Source organism: Ruegeria sp. YTSB088, from assembly GCF_059609825.1.
The window spans coordinates 293,591-311,737 of the sequence record NZ_JBXWMM010000003.1 but is presented as its reverse complement, the minus strand read 5'-3'; the positions used below and the strand labels follow the sequence as shown (position 1 = coordinate 311,737).

The window sequence follows — 18,147 nt, the reverse complement described above, 5'->3', positions numbered from 1 at the left end:
AACGTCCTTTGGCTTGGTGTTCTGGAAACGCAAAACGCCGCCGCAGAGAACAATCCCCACGACGGCGTGATACGCGATGACGGGCGGGACGACACGCGCCCCGCAAAATATGCGTTAGTTACAGGTGTTCTGTGTTTTGCAGTAAAGCACGTTGCCCGCCGCACCGACTGCTGCGCCAAACAACGGGTCCGCGCTGAGGACCGCTGCCCCCACTGCCCCGGCGCCTCCGCCGAGGATTGCCTGTTCGCCCGTGGTGTCTCCGCAGGCGGCCAGGCCCGCGCAGGTCGTCGCAACAAGGATGAAGCGTGAGAATCGCATAGTATCTGCCCTTTTGGGTTTCTTGGTCCTTTTCGGGTCAGATGCGCGAAACACGCATTGTTATTCAATATCAACGGACGCGCAGGCGAATTTTGTGCGGGATTTTGCCTCTTTTTGTCCGCTACAGGCAAAAAGAAAAACGCGGACAGGACTATGTGGGGAACACAAGCCTGCCCGCGCAAGGAAGGGGTACGGAATAGTAGGTGCATGTGCGGCGCAGGCAAAGTAGAGCCGCACGGCTCATCCAGTTTGCACAGCACAATATTGCCAGCAAACACAGTATTGTTTCCAATCGGGATTTCGGCTGGAATCTGCCCACACCGGGAAATGCCGCGCAACTTCGCGCCGATACCCGTTCGATACTGCTCGGGCATTTCAAGCTGCTTTGCCGTCACGGTTTCGTGACAGATCAAGCTGCTGTCAGCGCGTTTCGCAGTTGCAGCATCACGACCCTCTGTCAGCGTTGGACATACAGAACCGCCTTGCGCCAATGAGTTATCCAAGCGGCTCAAGACGTCGTGTTTCAGCGCCGTGAAAAACACACATATGCTTGAAAAATCAAAGTCTTCACTTCCCATCCTCGTGATTTCCCAAGATTCGCACCTCGTGAAACGGTCCTTGTGCACACTCGCACTCAAAGGAACACCCACATGACGAAGACTAGAAAAAAAGCACTCCTGCTTGCTGCCTCTGCTCTCAGTGTGACCGGCACGCTTGGCTTTGCTCAGGATGCCCAAACCCAAGCCGAGCTTGACGCCTTGCGCGCCCGGGTCGAGGCGCTGGAATCTGGCAAGAGCAGCCCCGCCAACGGAGACTTCCGCATCGGTAACACCGTTCTGGATGTTTATGGCTACGTGAAGGCCGACTTCTTCTACGACTTCGATTTCGATCAGGGGGATACGGCGTTCGTGAATGTCATCGGGGAACCCTCGGCTGCGACCGATGGCACATTTGGTGCCACCGTCCGCCAATCGCGGATCGGCCTGCGCACCACCACCCCAAGCGGCATCGGCGATATCGGCGGGCAATTGGAACTTGATCTGTTTGGTTCGGGCGGAACAGCCGAATTGCGTGTACGCCACGCCAATATCACCATCGGTGACAACTGGCTGATCGGTCAGACCTGGACCAACTTCATGCCGCTGGATACCTACCCGACCTCGGTGGAGTTCAACGGCCCTGTTGGTATTCCCTTCGCACGGGTTCCGCAGGTTCGCTATACCAACTCTTTCGGAACGAACACGTCCTTCGCAGTTTCGATCGAAGAGAATGTCAGCGGTTCGAATTCGGATGATCCGGTTTTGACCGCATCCGCCGAGTACAATGACGGGACGTATATCGCGCGTGTGTCCGGCCTCTACGGCAAGGCGCAATCCGGCAATGTCGAAGTCGATCAAACCGGGTTCACGATATCCGGCTCTGTTCGCCCATGGCAGGGCGGCCTGTTCCAGGTCAACTATGTAAACGGCGAGGCACTCGGCCCGTACCTGATCGGCCTTGGTGATCCCATCGTGAATGGCCTGGCCAACGACGTGGATGGCTACACCATCGAATTCCGGCAGGATCTGAGCCCGAAATGGAATGTTGGCATTGCATACGGAAAAGAAGACTATGACCTGCCGACTTCGACCGGAACCCTGTCGTTTACCGAGCTGGAAACAATCCACGTCAACGCATTTTACAAGGCAACTGAGGATCTGACACTCAGCGCCGAGTACATCTATGGCGAACGGAACGACGCGCCGACCGGCAGAACCTTTGACGGAAGCCGCGTTCAGCTCGCCGCTCAGTTGAACTTCTGATTCCGCGCACGGATCCTGCCCGGCTTCGGGCAGGGTCATCCCGAAACCGGTCTTAAAGGGCTGATATGCGGCGGTTTGAATCACAATCAGCCTGTCCCGTCGATTATGTCCGGAAAAGACGCACGTGCAGCGGTCACATCGATCACCAGCATTGCGTCATAACTTGCGGGATCAAATGGGTCTTCCGCCGGAATGACTTCGCGCCCGAACAACCAGCTGAGACGCCCCGCATCCAGATTGCCCCGCTCGAACGGCTGATCGCCGAAATGGGCCCACAAAGCTTCCATGAACGCGATATCTGCGCGCTTGTCCGCTGGTTTCCGGTCCCGGAATCGTTCCCGCCGTGTCAGCGGTGTAACGCCTTTGGGATTGGCGCGCCGAATTGTGAACTGATAATCGGTGCCCGAAAGACGACCGGGGAACCCGCGATGTTTTAGCATGGCGACACTCCACAGCTGTTTGTCGCAGACAATAATAGTTCGAACCCGAATTGGGATGGGATCATGTTGCGCACCTCCAAAGCCGCACCGTTGGTCTGAGATGCTTTGGAGTCATGACAGCGTAAGTACATGGTCAAAGCCCCTCCCAGATACACCGGGACTGCTCCAGCCGGTAGGCTTCAAAATACTGTGTCGCGTCCGGAGCGTTGTCACCAAATTCCACCGGGCGATCAGACAGGGAAATGACAACTCTAGATGGCTGCAATTCGTGCTGAGCCACATAGGGAACGGCAAGAATCTGGCACAGATGCTCCATGTCCTTCGACGCTACATCATAGCCAATCCGCCCCACAGATGCTCCGATTTTCGGGGCGACAAATCGAAAACGCACCCAAAGCTCACCCGGGTTGTTGTCCAGCAGGACATCGCTCAGCTGAACCGGCTGACCGGACGGCACCGGCAATGAACTATCTGTCTGGGCAAAAACGGAAGTGCCGAGCGCGCACAACACCAGACACATGGCACGATCCCGGACCCGCCGAAGGCAGGCTCCTCCTTCCGGGATCGCGCGCGCAGTGCTTTTGGCCTGCGCGGTTCTATGTCTGACGGGTCGGATCATTCAACCATTTGTCGCTTTTTGTCAATTCCGCCGCATATTTGAGCATTCTTTGCCTGGAATTGGGTTGCCAGGGCCAAGCAAACCGGGACGACCAACGCCGCCCCGAATGGTTCAAAGCGGAATATTGTCGTGTTTTTTCCAAGGGTTCTTAAGCTTTTTGCCGCGCAAACTGGCAAAGGCACGGGACACACGCCGGCGGGTCGAGTGCGGCATGATCACCTCGTCGACAAACCCGCGCTCGGCGGCGACAAATGGGTTCGCAAACCTATCTTCGTAATCTGCGACATGCTGTGCGGTCTTTTCTGCATCATGCAGATCCGCCCGGTGGATGATCTCGGTTGCACCCCTGGCACCCATCACCGCGATTTCGGCGGTCGGCCAGGCATAGTTGAAATCACCACGCAGGTGTTTGGATGCCATAACCACATAGGCACCGCCATAGGCCTTGCGCGTGATCACGGTGACCTTTGGCACGGTCGCCTCACCATATGCATAAAGCAGCTTTGCTCCGTGCTTGATCACACCGCTGTATTCCTGCTGCGTTCCTGGCAGGAAACCCGGAACATCGACAAGAGTCAGGATCGGGATTTCAAAGCAGTCGCAGAACCGTACGAACCGCGCCGCCTTGCGCGAACTGTCGATATCCAGACATCCCGCCAGTACCATCGGTTGGTTGGCCACGACGCCGACGGTCTGACCTTCCAGCCGGATAAAGCCGGTAATGATATTCTTGGCGAAATCTTCCTGGATTTCATAGAAATCACCTTCATCCGCTATTTTGGTGATGAGTTCCTTCATGTCGTAGGGCGTATTGGGATTATCCGGAACCAAGGTGTCCAGCGAAGCCTCGATCCGGTGAGGGTCATCAAAGAACGGGCGGACCGGGGGCTTCTCGCGGTTATTGAGCGGTAGGAAATCAACCAATCGACGCACTTCGGCCAGCGCCTCGACATCGTTTTCGAACGCGGCATCGGCGACCGAGGATTTCCTGGTGTGGGTAGAGGCACCGCCCAGTTCCTCGGCTGTGACGACTTCGTTGGTCACGGTTTTGACCACATCCGGGCCCGTCACGAACATGTAAGAGGTGTCTTTAACCATAAAAATGAAGTCAGTCATCGCCGGGCTGTAGACCGCCCCTCCTGCGCATGGGCCCATGATCACACTGATCTGTGGTACTACGCCGGACGCAGTGATGTTGCGCTGAAATACTTCGGCATAACCCGCCAGAGATGCCACACCTTCCTGGATTCGCGCACCGCCCGAGTCGTTGATTCCGACAATCGGAGCACCGTTTTGGACCGCCATATCCATAATCTTGCAGATCTTCTGGGCGTGCGTCTCGGACAGCGACCCACCAAAGACTGTAAAGTCCTGGCTGAACACATAGACCATACGCCCGTTGATGGTACCCCAGCCCGTGACAACGCCATCACCGGCAGGCTTTTGATTTTCCATTCCGAATTCAGTGCATCGATGGCTGACGAACATGTCGAATTCTTCAAAGCTGCCCTCATCCAGCAGCAACTCGATCCGCTCTCGCGCTGTCAGTTTTCCGCGCGCATGCTGGGCATCGATCCGCCTCTGCCCACCACCCAATCGTGCGTCGTTGCGGCGGTTTTCCAACTCGGAAAGGATGTCTTTCATGGCGATTATCCCTTGTAAAATTTGCCGGGACCCTACCCTTTCGGCCTTCTTATCCAAAGCCCTTTTCGGCAAATTTGCAAACTTTCAGCAACAACAATCTGGATAACTGTAAACTTGCTAAGTTTTGCGATGGATTTGATGGATGACTGGCAATCCAAAATTCCGTGACTATACATGTGAACTATGCAGTTCAGCTCTCGCGCGGTTCACCGCACACCACCCACATTGGCGACACTTGTTTTGCTCGCGGGCTTGTCCGCGCTAAGCATGAACCTGTTCCTGCCCAGCCTGCCGAATATGGCAGTGTATTTTGGCACCGATTACAAGATCATGCAGCTGTCGATCGCGCTGTATCTTCTGGTCAATGCAGTTCTTCAAATCCTGATCGGACCGCTTGCAGACAAGGCTGGCCGCAGGCCAGTTCTGCTGTGGGGGATTGGTTTGTTCCTGCTGGCTACTCTGGGATGCATCTATGCCCCCAACGCTGAAATCTTTCTGGCCTTCAGAATGTGCCAGGCGGTCGTCGTTGTAGGCATGGTTCTCAGCCGTGCCGCTGTCCGGGACATGTACGATCAGGATCAGGCCGCATCCATGATCGGTTACGTAACAATGGGAATGGCCGTGGTTCCGATGATCGGCCCGGCGATCGGCGGACTTCTGGAGGAAAGCTTTGGCTGGAAAGCAAACTTCTGGCTGCCTTTTGCCATCGGGGCTTTGACGCTTGCCTTGACGTTCGCGGATTTCGGAGAAACATCAGCCAAAAGCGGCAAGACCCTGGTTCAGCAATTCAAGGAATACCCCGAGCTTCTGACATCGCCACGTTTTTGGGGCTATTCGTTGTCCTGCGCCTTTTCGTCAGGCACCTTCTTTGCCTATCTCGGCGGCGCACCCTTTATCGGAACCGAATTGTTTGGACTAAGCGCGGCGCAGGTAGGCATTTATTTCGGCGCTCCCGCAGTCGGCTACTTTGTTGGCAACTTTCTTAGCGGTCGTTTTTCCATGCAGATTGGCATCAACCGAATGGTGCTGTGGGGCAGCTTGCTTAACGCGTTGGGTGTTGCGCTTTCAGCATCTTTGTTTCTCACAGGTCAGGGCACCGCACTCAGCTTTTTCAGCTTGATGACCTTTGTAGGCGTCGGAAACGGCATGGCCATCCCCAATGCAACTTCCGGCGCACTGTCGGTTCGTCCGCATCTGGCGGCAACCGCCTCGGGGTTGAGCGGAGCGATCATGCTGGGTGGCGGCGCCGGGCTAAGTGCATTGGCAGGCACCCTGCTGACCCGGGAAACCGGCGCCATGCCCTTGCTCTGGCTGATGCTCACATCCGCAGTTCTGGCGATTTTCGCAATTGGTTCCGTCATTCGGCGAGAGCGTCAATTGGGGCTGTAACGACTTGCCCCGAGAACTTTGCAAAGTTAGTCTTCCAAAATAGGAAACTTGCAAAGGCACCTCATGGCCACCCAAAAGCTCTATGCCGGCGCGAAACTGCGTGAAATGCGCACGCGACTGGCCCTGACACAACGCGAATTCGCGGCGAAACTGGGTGTTTCACTCCCCTATCTGAACCAGATGGAAAACAACAACAGGCCGATCTCGACGACGGTTGTGTTGGCTCTGGCGCAAGAGTTTGGCATGGATGTCACCGAGCTCAGCACCGGTGACAGCGAGCGGTTGGTGTCGGATATGCGCGAAGCTCTGGCCGACCCGGTTTTCGCGGATATTCTACCGCCACTCGCCGATTTACGCCTGACGGCATCAAACGCCCCGGCATTGGCCCGCGCATTTATCGAGCTGCACAAAACCTACCGGCAGACACATGAGCGTCTCGCCTCTCTCGACGAAGCCTTGGGACGGGAAGACGCCCGTATGCAGGCCAGCCCCTGGGAGGAGGTACGGGACTTCTTTCACTATTGCGACAACTATATCGACGCCGTGGACAGGGCGGCAGAACTGTTCGCCAACCGCGCTGAAGGGCCGGGCAATATCCGGCAAGCTGCTTTGAACAGCCTGACGGAGCGCGGCATTCAAGTGATGTTCTCTGACATCGCCCCCTTGCGCACATATGACGCCGAAAGCAAGGTCCTTCGCCTTTCGTCCCGCTCGGCTCCGCAAACGCAAGTGTTTCAGCTGCTGTTGCAAGTCGCACTGATCAGTCAGGACAAACTGCTGGAAGCGACTCTGGATTTTGCCAAGTTCCAAAGCGAAGAGGCGCGGTCCATCGCAAAGATCGGCCTTGCCAATTATTTCGCGGGCGCTTCCTTGATGCCCTATTCCGCGTTTCTGACCGCCGCTCAGGAAGAGCGCCACGATCTGGAGCTGCTCAGCAACCGGTTCGGCGCCTCGATCGAGCAGGTTGCACACCGACTGTCGACGCTGCAACGCCCCGGCGCAAAAGGTATCCCGTTCTTTTTCGTTCGCGTGGATCAGGCCGGGACGATCACTAAACGGCACTCGGCCACGCGCCTTCAATTTGCGCGGTTCGGTGGCGCTTGTCCCCTTTGGAACGTGCATCGGGCCTTTGAAACGCCGGGCCATTTCCTCAGGCAACTGGCAGAAACACCGGATGGTGTGCGTTACATCTCGCTGGCACGGGATGTGTCGAAATCAGGAGGCTCATTCGGCGCGCCGGTCAGACGGTACGCAATTGCGCTGGGGTGCGAGGTACGCCATGCCCCGGCGCTCGTGTATGCCGACAACCTCGACATAAACAACGCCAGCGCCTACGAGCCCATCGGCATTTCCTGCCGCATCTGCGAGCGACAAAACTGCCACCAGCGTTCGGTCCCGCCGCTGGAACGCCGCCTCAGCATCGACACCCATACGCGCGGTACCCTGCCCTACGAAGTCACCTGATCTTCACATGGCCAGAAGTGTGCCGGGGGAACCCGACCCAGACCGGGACAGGGACAGGGACAGTGCCCCCGGCACTGTTTTTTAAGCTTTGGACAAAATCGCCCAGATTTCATCTTTCAGAGCTGCCCGCTTCTTGCGCAAATCAACTTCGGCCAGTTCTTCCATTGGTTCGACATTGGTTTCGGCCCGATGCACAATGCGATTGACCTCGTGATACTCATCAGCCAGACGGGCAAAATGCGCGTCCGTTTGCTTGAGCTGGCTCATCAGTTCAACCTTGTCCGGAAACTCTTCGGCCAGTTCATGCGGGGTGTGGGACATGTCTGTTCGCTCCTTCATATGTCGTTGCATATCAGTGGTAGAAGCGTGACGCGTCGCCTTCTTTGACGCGGATCAATTTCATACAGGATTCTTGCAGAATTCAACGTCGCGCAGCACGCCACCCCGCGGCGCGTGCTTCGGCAGCAGAGCAGAACCATCGCTCGCCCTTGGCTGCACTGATCTGGGTCTTGGCATAGTACCTCTGGCCCGGTGCGTGAAAGATCTTTTCGCCCTTTGACGAAACATTTCCCTTGATAAGGCATGTTTCAGAGGATTTCGGCTTCTTGCGTGCCCTGTGCACCCAAGGCACCCGAATCTGTGTCTTGTGCAATCCCCTGTTTCCAATCCTCGCGACCCGCTCGGCGCCTGCATACGCGTCCGAATATTTGCGGTACGCAAAGGCCAATCCCTGCTCTACAATCTGGGCAGCGGCGTCTTCGTGTTCAACGCTGCACCGAGCAACGATGCGCCCGTAGCGATCTCGATCCAGCGGGACACATGTGGTCATCCGTCCTTGAAATTGTTCCTGAACCATATGAGTGACCCACGCCCCGCATGGCCAGCTTGATCCGTTGGAATCCTGACAGGTCTGATCCAGCTCGGGCGCATCAATGCCGTGCAGCCGAACGCGGACGCCGCCGACATCCCAGGTATCCGCATCAATGACATCAACCCGGCCTGTCAGTCGTTCTGCCGCGTGGGTCAGACCTGGCATGAGAAGAACAAAAGCTAAACAAATCCTTAACATGCCCCCGATATGCGCGGTATTCCGTGCGCATTCAACCGGGGGCCGTATGGAAAGGTTAACGTTGCGCCGTTGCCCAGCCGGGGTGGATCCACGGGCGGTCGTTGGCTTTGGGCAACGGATCTTTGCCCAAAAGCGAATCCGACACCTTTTCGCCCACCATGATCGACGGCGCATTCAGGTTGCCATTGGTGATCTGTGGAAAGATCGAACTGTCCGCAACGCGCAGCCCATCCACACCAATCACACGGCCTTCGGGATCGACCACCGCGTTCTTGTCATCCGCGCGCCCCATTCGGCAGGTGCCACAGGGGTGATAGGCGCTTTCCGCATGTTCCGCGATAAACGCATTCAGTTCTTCATCCGTTTGGACAGCGGCCCCCGGCTGAATCTCTTTGCCTGCATAGGGTTTGAAGGCGTCTTGCCCAAAGATTTCGCGTGTCAACCGGATGCAGGTGCGGAAGTCTTCCCAATCCTCTTCATGGCTCATGTAGTTGAACTTGATCACCGGCGCGTCTGCGGCTTGGGCAGACCGCAAGGTGACCGCCCCGCGTGACGGCGACCGCATCGGGCCAACATGCGCCTGGAACCCGTGTCCCTCGGCCGCTGCCTGCCCGTCGTATCGGACCGCAATGGGCAGGAAGTGGTACTGAATATCAGGGTATTCCACACCCGGTTTCGACCGGATGAAGGCCGCACTTTCGAACTGGTTCGATGCGCCCAAACCGGTCTTGGTAAACAGCCATTGCGCGCCGATCAGGCCCTTGCTGATCAGGTTCCAGTGCTTGTAGAGCGTGATCGGTTGCAGCGACGCCTGTTGAATATACAGTTCCAGATGGTCCTGCAGGTTGGCACCAACGCCCGGGCGATCCGCGACAATATCGATCCCATGCTCGGCCAGATGCGCCGCAGGGCCAATGCCCGACAACATCAGCAGCTTGGGCGAATTGATCGAGGACGCCGCCAGAACAACTTCGCGCCGGGCTTTGATGACTTCTTTCTTACCGCCACGGATCAATTCGACGCCAATGGCGCGACCGTTTTCCATGACAATCCGAGATGCCAGGCCGCGCACGATATCGCAATTGTCGCGCTTGAGCGCGGGCTTCAGATAGGCATTTGCCGCAGACCAGCGCCGTCCTTTCCAGACAGTCTGCTCCATCGGGCCGAAGCCTTCCTGCTTTTCACCGTTATAGTCGCCGGTGACCTCGTATCCGGCCTGCTGGCCTGCGTCCACAAAGGCCTGAAACAGCGGGTTCTCGCGCGGGCCGCGCGACACATGCAGTGGGCCGTCGGTGCCGCGCCATACCGGATCGCCGCCATGACCCCCGTCATGCCAGGTCTCCATCCGTTTGTAATAGGGCAATACATCCGCAAAAGACCAACCGTCAGCCCCCATCCCGGCCCAGGTATCGAAGTCGAGTGCGTGACCGCGAACATAGACCATGCCATTGATCGAGGATGACCCCCCGATCACCTTGCCGCGCGGACAGGCCAGGCGGCGATTGTTCAGGTGTGGCTCGGGCTCGGATTGATAGCCCCAGTCATAGCGCGACATGTTCATCGGATAGCTCAGTGCAGCCGGCATCTGAATGAACGGCCCCATATCGGTGCCGCCGTGTTCGATCACCAGAACCGAGGCCCCGGCCTCGCTCAGACGATATGCCATTGCGCAGCCTGCGGACCCTGCGCCGACGATGACAAAATCTGCTTCCATTTCCACAACTCCTGACCCGCCGAGACGTGATGTGTTCGACGGGAGTATTTTCAAATATATGAAGAGGTTATTCGCCGCGCGGGAACCGGGCGCTTTCCTCTACGGTGTTGAGATCCATGTGATTGCGCATGTAGCGTTCCGACGCCCTTTGCAGCGGTTGATAATCCCACGGATAGTATCCGCCCTGCCTCAGCGCTTCGTACACAACCCAGCGCCGCGCCTGGCTGGCGCGGACATCGGCGTCGAAGCGATCCAGATCCCAACGGGCCTCGGATTTGGCACGCAGAGTTTGCAGCGTGCCTGCGTGTTCGGGACTGCCTGCCAGATTGTTCAGCTCGTGCGGGTCGGCTTCAAGATCAAACAACTGATCTGGGTCCAATGCACAGCGGTTGTACTTCCACTTGCCATATCGCATCGAGACCAGCGGCGCGTAGGATGCCTCGGCCGCGTATTCCATGGCGACTGGCGCGGTTCGTTCCTCGCCTTGCGCCAGTGGCACGAGGTTTTCGCCGTCGGTCCAGGGGGCGATCTCGGCCATGTCTACACCTGCCAGGGCCCCCAGAGTCGGTGTCACGTCGATTGTTGATACCGGAGTATCAATCCGACCTGCTGGCAAATCAGGCGACGCGATCATAAGCGGTACACGTGCCGAGCCTTCATAGAAGTTCATCTTGAACCACAAGCCCCGTTCGCCCAGCATATCTCCGTGATCCGAAACGAACAGGATGATCGCCTCTTGCCGGGTCGTTTCCAGCACTTCGAGGATTTCCCCGATCTTGTCGTCCAGATAAGTGATATTGGCGAAATAGGCGCGGCGGGACTTGCGAATATCATCTTCGGTGATGTCGAAACTGCGCCAGTCATTGGCATCAAAAATCCGCTGAGCATGCGGGTCCTGATTGTCATAGCCGATGTCAGAAACCTCGGGCAGAAGATGCTCGCAATCCTCATACAGATCCCAGTACTTGCGACGGGCTACGTATGGGTCATGCGGATGCGTGAAGCTGACGGTCACGCACCATGGGCGGTCATCCTTGCCGCGTGCCAGATCATAAAGCTTGGCTTTGGCATTGTAGGCGACCTCGTCGTCATATTCCATCTGGTTTGAAATCTCGGCAATGCCCGCGCCGGTGACGGACCCCATGTTGTGATACCACCAGTCGATCCGTTCCCCCGGCTTGCGGTAGTCCGGGGTCCACCCGAAGTCGGCCGGGTAAATGTCTGTGGTCAGGCGATCTTCGAACCCGTGCATCTGGTCAGGTCCTACGAAATGCATCTTTCCGGACAAACAGGTGTAATACCCGGCCCGACGCAAATGATGTGCGTATGTGGGGATATCGCTGCGAAACTCGGCTGCGTTGTCATAGACGCCGGTGCGCGACGGCAATTGACCGGACATGAAGCTGGCCCGCCCTGGCGCGCATAAGGGCGACGCCGTGTAAGCATTGGCAAACCGGGTTGACCGTTCCGCCAGTTTCTTCAGGTTCGGAGCGTGAAGCCAGTCAGCGGGACCGTCTGGAAAGAGAGTCCCGTTGAGCTGATCCACCATCAGGATCAGAATGTTCGGTTTTGTCATTTTTCAGCCTCGAGCAGAGTGTTGAGCACACGCATCGCGTGGTTCACGGCCAGTTGCGGTTCTTCAGGGGCGCTGAGTGCGGCGCGGATGTACAGACCGTCAATCAAGGCAACCATGTTCTCGGCCGCCTCCTGAGGGTCGGCCAACTTGTGCCGCAGGGCGCCAGTCAGGTTGGATTTGATCCGAGCCTGATAGATCTGCCACAGGCGCAGGGCGTCATCATTGGTCTGAGCCAGCACGTAGAAGGTCATCCAGGCCGCAATCACATCGGGTGTGAAACAAGAGGGCGCAAAACACGCCCTGACAATTGCCTGCGCCCTGTCGTCCGGCGCGGCTGCTTTCAGTTCGCCCCGCGCCTCTTTGCCGAAGTCTGACAGGATCTGCCGCATTGCAGCCAGAAAGATCTGATCCTTGCCGCCGAAGTAGTGGTGCGCCAGAGCGCTGGACATGCCCGCACGCTTGGCAATCTGACTGACTGTTACATCAAGGGATTTCTTCACGCCCAATTCAGCGATTGTCGCACGAACAATCGCATCCCGGCGGATTGGCTCCATTCCGACTTTTGGCATCGTTCTCCCCTTGAGCAGGCGTCACGGGACCAAGCTAGGGGGTTTTTATTGACTCGTCAATTAATGAAAAATCGGGGAGCAGTGTCGTTACAGCTTCGGCGCAATACTCGGAGGCGTCAAGTCCCTGCGGTTCAGCACGAATTCGCGCCATGAGATAAAGCTTACGGCGGCAAGGATCAGTGTGCCGCCCGCGACAACCCACACGTCAACGCTTTCATGGAACACTGCAGCGCCCAAGATCGTGGCCCATATCAGCTGAAGAAACGTTACTGGCTGTGTAACGGCCACCGGTGCCGCCTGAAGCGCCAAGGTCATGAAATAGTGCCCAGCTGTCGCAAAGCTGGCCACCAGAAAAAGAACCCCGAGATCCCGCAGGCTTGGCTGCGTCCAAACGGCAATCGCAAAAGGTATCAGGGCAACGGTCACCCAGATCGACAGATGCGCCACGACGACGGATGGCGGTACATCACGCACCAGAATCTTGGCCAACAAATACGACCCCCCCAGCGTCAGGGCCGTTCCCAGCATGGCCAGATGACCCGGTGACACTTCGCGAAACCCTGGTCGCAGAATGATCAGAACGCCAACCAGAGCGACCAGAATTGCCGCAATCCGGCGAAAGGCCAGCTTTTCGCCCAGAAACAGGGCTGCCCCCAGGGTGACGTAAACCGGCGTCATGTAATTCATAGCTGTGACCTCGGCCAATGGTATCTGTGTCATGGCAAAGAACCAGAGCATGACCGCAACCGCATGCACGACCCCTCGCAAACCGAACAGCGTCAACAGGCGGGGTGTCAGATGTGTCGCCATGATCGACCGCATGGCTGGCAAAAGAAACACCAAACCCAGCACATACCGCAGAAAGGCGGCCTGGATGGAATTCATCGATGTTCCCAGCGACTTCACCAGCGCGGTCATCACAACAAAGGACAAGCCGGCGGCAAACATCCAGAACATTCCGGCAAGCGGGCGAGACGATACGGCGAGTGTTGACATGGTTTAGGTTGAACACCGAAATCCAACCTGGAACAACCCTTCACATGATAACAAGTTTCAGTGCGATACCCAACATGACCACGCCGATCCCGGCGTCCAGAACCTGCCACGCCCGGGGACGCGCAAAAACCGGGGACAGAATACCCGCGCCGTAACCAAGCGAAAAGAAGAACACGAAGCTGGATGTCATCGCGCCAAGGGCGAAACCCAGCCGGTCGTCATATTGGGCCGAGATCGAGCCGATGAGCACGACCGTATCCAGATACACATGCGGATTCAGCCAGGTGAACGCGAATACCGTCAGCAGCGCAGCCTTGAGGCTGGTTCGCTCACCATTGCCGATTTCCATCACCGAACCACCCAGCCAGGACGACCGGAGGCTGCGCGCGCCGTACCAAATCAGAAATGCCGCCCCTCCGTATCGCATCACAGCCTCAAACCAGGGTGCAGCCTGTGCCAGAGTGCCAAAACCTGCCACGCCCGCTCCAATCAGAATGGCATCAGACACTGCACAAGTCAGGCACAGAATAAAAACGTGCTCGCGCCGCAAGCCCTGCCTCAGAATAAAGGCGTTCTGCGCCCCGATGGCGAGGATCAGGCTGAAACCCAGCGCAAAACCGGCGATCACGGATGTAGGCATGGTATCTCCTGCGTTGCCATTGCGTTGACTAATGGCCGCGATACGATCTATCAAATTAAAGATGTTTCCCTTGGTTAAGCTCTGCTAATGTTGCTGGACCCTCACCAATTGGCCGCTTTGTCAGCCATTCTGCGCCATGGCAGTTTTGATGCAGCGGCGGCGGAACTGGCCGTGACCCCGTCAGCGATATCCCAGCGGATAAAGGCGCTAGAGGATCGGGTGGGAGCCTCGCTCATACATCGGGGAACCCCTTGCACCGGAACGCCGGCAGGTCAGCGCATCGCGCGATACGCCGAAGATGTCGGGCTGCTGGAGGCACAACTGGCCCGTGAATTGGCGCTGGTACAAGAACCCGGGTCCGCGCGGGTTCGCATTGCAGTTCCCGCCGACATTCTGGCGACCTGGTTCATTGACGCGATGGCGCGTGTTCCCGACATGCTGTTCGACCTTGTGATCGACGATCAGGACCATTCGGCAGACTGGCTGAGGCGAGGCGAGGTCAGCGCCGCCGTCACCGTCGGCGGACAAACCATAAGCGGTTGTGACGCGATTGAACTGGGCGTGTTGAGGTATCTGCCAACCGCCAGCCCGGACTTTATCAATGCGTGGTTCAAGGACGGCGTGACCGAGAAGACGCTCAGCAAAGCACCTTGCCTTGTCTTCAACAGGAAAGACGGTCTGCAAAAAGCGTGGATCGCACATCGCACCGGCAGTCGTCTTTCACCGCCTTCGCACTTCCTGCCATCTTCTCAAGGGTTCGTTGATGCCGCGATCGCTGGGATTGGCTGGGGCATGAACCCGGCAGCCCTTGTGCAAAACGCCATGGAGCGTGGACAGTTGCGCCCTATCGTTCCCAATGCGCCACTGGACGTCGCCCTTAGCTGGCAGGTCGGACGGGTTCTTGCGCCAGCGCTCAAACCCCTTACACAAGCGGTCCAGCATGCTGCGCAACGGGTTTTGCTCCCGTCGCAAGGCAAATAGTCAGACTCATTCGATCGGAGGAACCAATGCTCTCACGCGACGCCCTCAGTTATGACCCCATTCCCCTGCCCGACCGATGCGAGATCAGTGATGCAGACATGCTGGGCGCGGCCGTGGCTTTTTTTGAAAAGATGCGCCGGCGACATACCGTTCGGGATTTCTCCACGCGCCCGGTGGCTCGCGATGTGATCGAAACCTGCCTGCGCACCGCGGGAACAGCGCCGTCAGGTGCAAACCATCAACCCTGGCACTTTGCTGCCATCTCGGACCCAAAGCTGAAACTGCGCATCCGCGAGGAAGCCGAAGAAGAAGAGCGCCGGTTCTATGCGGGAGGGGCGGGCGATGAATGGATCAAGGCGTTGGAACCCATCGGGACCAACGCGGTCAAAGAGCACCTGACCACCGCCCCGTGGCTGATCGTGGTCTTTGCCCAACGCTGGGGGCAATTCGAAGACGGGACGCGGTACAAGAATTACTACGTGCCCGAGAGTGTGAACATTGCCACCGGCTTTCTGTTGGCCGCGCTACATCACGCCGGCCTCAGCACCCTGACCCATACCCCGAACCCGATGCGCTTTCTGAACGACGCACTGGACCGGCCCGCATCAGAGAAACCAACCATGATCATCGCAGTTGGTCATCCCTCGGAAACCGCGACCGTACCTTCTGTGGCAAAGCTGAAGAAGCCTTTGGAAGAGATTTCCTCGTTCTTCTGAATGTACCTGCATTAGCTCTGTGGCCGGGGAGAATCTTCCCGGTCGGGCGACATCGTTAGGTAGCACGTCACGCAAGCCATCAGACTGGCCGCGACTATGAACGCGACCGCCAAGGCAACCTCATGCATATGGGCGACTGCGGCCAGCGCTGCCGAAAGCAGCACCGCCAACAATCGAGTAAACGATTTGATAGCTGCGGATCCCTGAACGCGTTGCTCTTTGGGCGCGACGTCCAGGAAATAGAGCTTGCGCACGCTGCTGATCCCGGTCACCGCGACGGTGACAACAAACAGCGCTATCGCATGCAGGTGTACATCGTGATCGATACCCATGTAGTGGAATGCCAGCAGAACACCTCCGGTAACGGCGACCATGAGTGTCCCGACCACCATGACGGCACGATGAGATTTCATGTTCACGACCTGCCACAACGGCCCCGAGACAAGATAGCCCGAAGCAGATGAAACAATCATCGCGGTCAGACCCCTGGCCGAGCCATGATGCGCCTCTGCCGCTATCAGCGCGAAGAACGGGACGGATAGCGACACAGCCACCAAAGGTATACGCATAACCATGTACCGCCGAAACCAGGTGTATTCGAACATGCCAAGGATACCCCGGGCATTGGCCGTGAACGACAGCTTGGGTTTGGTTCCAGTCTTTTTTACCGGTTCCGCAGAGCGGGTATTCTCTGTCATTGCCAGCATCAAAACTCCTGAAAGCATGAAAAACGCAACCGATACGCCGATCATGGTTGAATGGCGTGAAAAAGGTGGGTTTTCCTTGGTGATCTGATGCACCAGCAGGGCTAGACCGATGGCACAAAGGCCCCCGCCCCCAAGTTGCAGGTAATGCATGACCATGCGCGAACGCGAGTGGACATGATCGCCCAACAGATCGGTGAGCATCAGGTTCTGAACTTCATCCACCAGGCCGATCACGAAAAAGACCGCCACGAAAACCACTGCGATCAACGGAACGTTCCCGGTCGCGGCAGCCACCATCGCGAGAACAAGACAGGCACCGATAACGGCTTCGGTCAGAGCAATGGCGCGCTTCTTTTGCGATTTCGCCGCTATGGGTTGCGCCAGGAAAAAGTCGGAAATCATGCTGCCAATCATCCGCACCGAAACCAGCGCGCCCGCCACGAACATCGGCAATTCGAATGACACGGCCAGAAATGGCAAAACCACCGATGGGCTGCCCAGAGTCCACGCAACCTGAGACACGATACTCTGCCCAGCAAGAACCGGCACGTTTCGCTTGGCCTTATCAGCAGTCACATCCGTCATGGATCTTTCGGTGGCATCGTCCCAGAACTTCCAAGTTGTACCAGCCTAAGCGTTTCGAAGGGTTCAGCCAACACCTCTTCGAAACTGTCCGAAAACGAAAAAACCCGGCCTGTTGAGCCGGGTCTCACAATCAGGTTCCGTAACAGCTCAGAGCTGCGCCATCACCTCATCAGTGGCTTCGAAGTTGGTCGTGACACGCTGTACGTCGTCATCGTCTTCCAGCGCATCCACCAGTTTCATCAGCTTTTGCATGTCTTCCAGACCCAGCTCGGTCGTGGTGGTCGGTTTCCAGACCAACTTGGTGGATTCCGATTCACCCAGCACAGCCTCCAACGCGTTCGAAACTTCGTTCAGATCCGTATCTGCACACCAGATGACGTGACCATCCTCTGAACTTTCGACATCTTCCGCGCCGGCCTCGATTGCGGCTTCGAAAATGGTGTCTGCGTCACCCGCAGTAGCCGGATAGAAAACTTCGCCCTTGCGTTCGAACATGAACCCAACCGAGCCCGTCTCACCCAGATTGCCGCCGTTCTTGGAAAAGGTCGAACGCACAGTCGAGGCGGTGCGATTGCGGTTGTCTGTCATGGTTTCAACAATCACGGCCACGCCGTTGGGGCCGTAGCCCTCATAGCGGATTTCTTCGTAATCGTCGCCTTCGCCTGCAACGGATTTCTTGATCGCGCGGTCAATCACGTCCTTGGGGACCGAGTTCGACTTAGCCTCTTTCACCGCCAGACGCAGGCGCGGGTTCTTTTCCGGATCAGGGTCGCCCATCTTGGCGGCAACGGTGATTTCTTTCGACAGTTTGGAAAACAGTTTGGACCGCGCGGCGTCCTGACGCCCCTTGCGGTGCTGGATGTTGGCCCATTTGGAGTGGCCTGCCATAATGCGTCCTCGTCATCGTGATTGCGTGTT

The 18,147-nt window shown here is 57.4% G+C and carries 18 protein-coding genes; 5 read left to right on the top strand and 13 right to left on the bottom strand.

Annotated features, from left to right (window positions below):
* Positions 1 to 114: 114 nt before the first annotated feature.
* Entirely contained in the window at positions 115 to 318 is a 204-nt protein-coding gene (locus tag AC2FFA_RS07005; protein WP_117868275.1) for a hypothetical protein, read from the bottom strand.
* 650 nt (positions 319 to 968) lie between these two features.
* Between AC2FFA_RS07005 and AC2FFA_RS07000 the strand changes: the two genes are divergently transcribed.
* On the top strand, positions 969 to 2,120 hold the full coding sequence (locus tag AC2FFA_RS07000; protein ID WP_496675831.1) for a DcaP family trimeric outer membrane transporter: 1,152 nt from the start codon (positions 969 to 971) through the stop codon (positions 2,118 to 2,120).
* An 86-nt stretch (positions 2,121 to 2,206) separates the two neighbouring features.
* Here the strand turns inward: AC2FFA_RS07000 and AC2FFA_RS06995 are convergent, their stop codons facing one another.
* The 3 genes from AC2FFA_RS06995 to AC2FFA_RS06985 all read right to left on the bottom strand — a co-directional run bounded on the left by AC2FFA_RS06995 (position 2,207) and on the right by AC2FFA_RS06985 (position 4,823).
* Positions 2,207 to 2,560, bottom strand: coding sequence for a hypothetical protein (locus AC2FFA_RS06995; protein ID WP_496850750.1), 354 nt, complete (start codon positions 2,558 to 2,560; stop codon positions 2,207 to 2,209).
* A gap of 133 nt (positions 2,561 to 2,693) precedes the next feature.
* Positions 2,694 to 3,080: a DUF6497 family protein gene (locus tag AC2FFA_RS06990; protein WP_496850748.1), complete on the bottom strand. Its 387-nt coding sequence runs from the start codon at positions 3,078 to 3,080 to the stop codon at positions 2,694 to 2,696.
* A 210-nt stretch (positions 3,081 to 3,290) separates the two neighbouring features.
* A complete protein-coding gene (locus AC2FFA_RS06985) occupies positions 3,291 to 4,823 on the bottom strand; it encodes an acyl-CoA carboxylase subunit beta (RefSeq protein WP_496850746.1) in 1,533 nt (510 codons plus the stop codon).
* A 183-nt stretch (positions 4,824 to 5,006) separates the two neighbouring features.
* Here AC2FFA_RS06985 and AC2FFA_RS06980 point away from each other — a divergent pair, with 183 nt between their 5' ends.
* Both AC2FFA_RS06980 and AC2FFA_RS06975 read left to right on the top strand, forming a co-directional pair.
* Positions 5,007 to 6,212, top strand: coding sequence for a multidrug effflux MFS transporter (locus AC2FFA_RS06980; RefSeq protein WP_496850744.1), 1,206 nt, complete (start codon positions 5,007 to 5,009; stop codon positions 6,210 to 6,212).
* 63 nt (positions 6,213 to 6,275) lie between these two features.
* Positions 6,276 to 7,676, top strand: coding sequence for a helix-turn-helix domain-containing protein (locus tag AC2FFA_RS06975; protein ID WP_299894925.1), 1,401 nt, complete (start codon positions 6,276 to 6,278; stop codon positions 7,674 to 7,676).
* 81 nt (positions 7,677 to 7,757) lie between these two features.
* On the opposite strand, the gene AC2FFA_RS06970 is transcribed toward AC2FFA_RS06975, so the two are convergent.
* The 7 genes from AC2FFA_RS06970 to AC2FFA_RS06940 form a co-directional block, all read right to left on the bottom strand.
* Positions 7,758 to 7,997, bottom strand: a complete 240-nt coding sequence (locus AC2FFA_RS06970) for an HP1242/YdcH family protein (RefSeq protein ID WP_496675822.1) — start codon at positions 7,995 to 7,997, stop codon at positions 7,758 to 7,760.
* 100 nt (positions 7,998 to 8,097) lie between these two features.
* A complete protein-coding gene (locus tag AC2FFA_RS06965) occupies positions 8,098 to 8,712 on the bottom strand; it encodes a thermonuclease family protein (RefSeq protein ID WP_496675819.1) in 615 nt (204 codons plus the stop codon).
* Between the two features lie 88 nt (positions 8,713 to 8,800).
* Positions 8,801 to 10,459, bottom strand: a complete 1,659-nt coding sequence (gene betA, locus AC2FFA_RS06960; RefSeq protein ID WP_496675817.1) for a choline dehydrogenase — start codon at positions 10,457 to 10,459, stop codon at positions 8,801 to 8,803.
* 67 nt (positions 10,460 to 10,526) lie between these two features.
* On the bottom strand, positions 10,527 to 12,035 hold the full coding sequence (betC, locus tag AC2FFA_RS06955; RefSeq protein WP_496850741.1) for a choline-sulfatase: 1,509 nt from the start codon (positions 12,033 to 12,035) through the stop codon (positions 10,527 to 10,529).
* The gene (gene betI, locus AC2FFA_RS06950) at positions 12,032 to 12,604 is read right to left on the bottom strand and encodes a choline-binding transcriptional repressor BetI (RefSeq protein ID WP_496850739.1); all 573 of its coding nucleotides are present in this window, start codon (positions 12,602 to 12,604) and stop codon (positions 12,032 to 12,034) included. Before betI ends, betC begins: the two co-directional genes overlap by 4 nt.
* A gap of 87 nt (positions 12,605 to 12,691) precedes the next feature.
* Positions 12,692 to 13,600 carry a DMT family transporter gene (locus AC2FFA_RS06945; protein WP_117868264.1) on the bottom strand — a complete coding sequence of 303 codons (909 nt, stop codon included), beginning with the start codon at positions 13,598 to 13,600 and terminating at the stop codon, positions 12,692 to 12,694.
* Between the two features lie 40 nt (positions 13,601 to 13,640).
* On the bottom strand, positions 13,641 to 14,240 hold the full coding sequence (locus tag AC2FFA_RS06940; RefSeq protein ID WP_299894943.1) for a LysE/ArgO family amino acid transporter: 600 nt from the start codon (positions 14,238 to 14,240) through the stop codon (positions 13,641 to 13,643).
* Between the two features lie 87 nt (positions 14,241 to 14,327).
* On the opposite strand from AC2FFA_RS06940, the gene AC2FFA_RS06935 reads away from it, so the two are divergent.
* Together AC2FFA_RS06935 and AC2FFA_RS06930 are read left to right on the top strand one after the other, a co-directional pair.
* Positions 14,328 to 15,221 carry a LysR family transcriptional regulator ArgP gene (locus tag AC2FFA_RS06935; protein ID WP_117868262.1) on the top strand — a complete coding sequence of 298 codons (894 nt, stop codon included), beginning with the start codon at positions 14,328 to 14,330 and terminating at the stop codon, positions 15,219 to 15,221.
* A 26-nt stretch (positions 15,222 to 15,247) separates the two neighbouring features.
* Positions 15,248 to 15,937, top strand: coding sequence for a nitroreductase family protein (locus tag AC2FFA_RS06930; RefSeq protein ID WP_299894949.1), 690 nt, complete (start codon positions 15,248 to 15,250; stop codon positions 15,935 to 15,937).
* Between the two features lie 11 nt (positions 15,938 to 15,948).
* Here AC2FFA_RS06930 and AC2FFA_RS06925 read toward each other — a convergent pair whose 3' ends face one another.
* Together AC2FFA_RS06925 and AC2FFA_RS06920 are read right to left on the bottom strand one after the other, a co-directional pair.
* On the bottom strand, positions 15,949 to 17,229 hold the full coding sequence (locus tag AC2FFA_RS06925) for an MFS transporter (protein WP_496850735.1): 1,281 nt from the start codon (positions 17,227 to 17,229) through the stop codon (positions 15,949 to 15,951).
* A 147-nt stretch (positions 17,230 to 17,376) separates the two neighbouring features.
* Complete coding sequence (locus AC2FFA_RS06920) at positions 17,377 to 18,117, bottom strand: YebC/PmpR family DNA-binding transcriptional regulator (protein WP_117868259.1); 741 nt, start codon at positions 18,115 to 18,117, stop codon at positions 17,377 to 17,379.
* Positions 18,118 to 18,147 lie beyond the last annotated feature (30 nt).